At 71.7% G+C, this 2,335-nt stretch carries 1 protein-coding gene; it reads right to left on the reverse strand.

Translation table 11 applies throughout. The annotated features are described in order from the left end of the window. Nucleotides 1-422 precede the first annotated feature (422 nt). The gene (locus ACQKIP_RS45330; protein WP_365863640.1) at nt 423-1,919 is read right to left on the reverse strand and encodes a HEAT repeat domain-containing protein; all 1,497 of its coding nucleotides are present in this window, start codon (nt 1,917-1,919) and stop codon (nt 423-425) included. Nucleotides 1,920-2,335 lie beyond the last annotated feature (416 nt).

Consider the following 2,335-nt stretch of genomic DNA (forward strand, 5'->3'; position numbering starts at 1 on the left):
GGGCACGGGTGCGGCCGCCGCCGTTCCCGCGCCCATCAGGACACCGGACAGAGCGAGCCCGGCGGCTGCAACGGCAGTCCTGCGCCAGCTATATGACTTCATGAAACCTTCTTCCGGGAGGACCGGTGTGCGCCGACACCGGCCTGAGAGATGTCACGTCACCAAGCACGCGCTGGGGCGACGGAGCCGCTCGTCGAGCAGGCGGCACCAAGATTCATCTCCCGGACCGAGGTGCGACAAGGGCGTCGGGTTGTCCCGGACAGCGCTACGGCTCTGACCTGGGCGGACAGCCTTGTCCGGGATGGTGTTCGGGGGATCTGCGGCGCAGACCGCATCCTTCCGGCGCGGCCGGGCTCGCCCCGGCCGCCCCCGCCGCCAGCGCCGTGACAGCTGGCCAAGTTGCCGTTGCCGCCCCTGCCGCGTCAGTTGTTCCGGCAGGCGTCCAGGGCACGCAGCGCTTCGGCCGCCGCCTCGCGGACGGAATCGAATGGCTCGGAGGCCAGCGCGGTGAGCCGCTCGCGCAGCTGCTCCTCTCCCGGCGGGAGCACGCCCATCTCCTCCACCCAGTGGGCGATCCCCTCCGCGGCAGCCTGGTGCACCCACCAATCGGCGTCGTCCAAATGCCGTACGAACAGCGGCAGATCGTGCGGGGTGCCGGCGTCCGTCGCATTGTGCGGGTCCAGGAGCGAGAGCGCGGCGGCCCGGACAAGAGGGGCGCTGGTGCGGTCCACCAGCGCCCGCAGGCCGGGCAGGGCTTCCGCCAGACCCGTAAGGACCCTGGCGGTCACCCCGACCAAGGTGGCACCGGCGCCGAGGCGGGCCACCAGGGCGCGGGCGACCGCCGCGCGTTCCCATGGCCGGAACCCGGTGTCCGCCAGGTCGTCCAGGCCGCGCAACGCCCCTTCGTACACCTCGGGCGTGTCATGGTCCAGGAGCGGAAGCAGCAGCCACACAGCGTCCCATCTGCCCATAGCGCCGTAGGCCCTTGCTGCTGCCGCGAGCGTGCCGGCCTCCGTGGCCGGTCCGGTGAGCTGAGCCCGCAGGAGCCGCGTGGCGGTCTTGCCGCCGACGGCCCCCAGGGCAGTGGCGGCCGCGGGCCCCGCCCGCTCATCGCTCAGCCAGCGCGAGGCCGGACCCAGCAGCCGTTCATCCCCCGATCGCCCCAGCAGGAAGAGCAGTTGTACCGCCACCGCCGCATCCTGCTCCGCCGCCAGGACCGCGAACAGCGCATCCCGCGTCTCGCGGCGCTTCACATGCGCCAGCCGGAACGCCACGGCGCAGCGCACCTCGACCGAAGGCCCACCCGCCAGATCTTTCAGCAGCGATGGCAGCAGCCGGTCGGTGTGCTCGTCCGACAGCATCAACAGGGCGTGCTCGCGGGCGGCATCCGCACCCCACTGTGCCGCGCGGACCACCTCCGCATCGACGTCCGGGGCCTTCCTGACCTCGAAGATCATGGCCCGCGCCAGGCCCCAGACACCGGTGTCCGGATCGCCCAGCAACCGCACGAGCGCAGGAACATCGCCGGGCACGCCCAGCTCCCGCAACGCCTCCAAGGCATTGATCCGCAGGTGATAGTCCGGATCACTGAGCAGCCGGCCATAGGCATCAACGACCTTGCGATCGCGCAGCCCCAGCCGGATCGAGGCGAGAGACGCCTGCCGGCGCACCCACGGATCGACGTCGTCCATCAGCGCGGGCAGAATCTGCGCCCCGGCTGCGGGGACCCCCAGCCTGCCCAGGCCGACCGCCGCGCCTTCCCGCACCTCGGGTGCGGGGTCGGCCGCTGCCCGCAGCAAAGGCGCGGCGTGCTCGGCGCCGCCGAGCTTGCCGAGCCCTTTCGCTGCTGCTGCCCGTCGCCAGGTATCGCCCCTCTGCAGTTCCCGCAGGAAGAAGGCAATCTGATGGTCTGCCGTCATGTGCACCCCGGGAAGTAAGACTGCCCAGCTGCCGAGAGGTTGCGCCGACGGACGCCTACGTCATGCGTCCGGGGGCGTGCAGGTCTTCAGCTGGTGCCTTCTGCCCGGCTGTTCCCTGGCCTGGCTTGCGTGCACGGGCGGGGCAACGGGCCGCGCCGACCCCGGTTCGAGGCGATTCCGGCGCACCCTGACGCAACGGCAGCAACGTCCGCCTCCAGGAGGGAAAACTCACTCCCGCGGCCACGGCGAGAGCAGGGCCGTCGCCCGCGTCGCCGGGGCTTACTAAGTTCCCACGGTCAGGACGCGTTCGTCGGGGAGAAGAATCCGGTTGGCCGCGCGTCGGCCGTACGGGGAGGTCAGTGGCGACAGCGGTCAGCGTTTGCCCCGTCCCGGCCCGATAGTCGATGGTCAAGCCC

The organism is Streptomyces sp. NPDC059900 (genome assembly GCF_050270335.1).
Classification (GTDB): Bacteria; Actinomycetota; Actinomycetes; order Streptomycetales; family Streptomycetaceae; genus Streptomyces.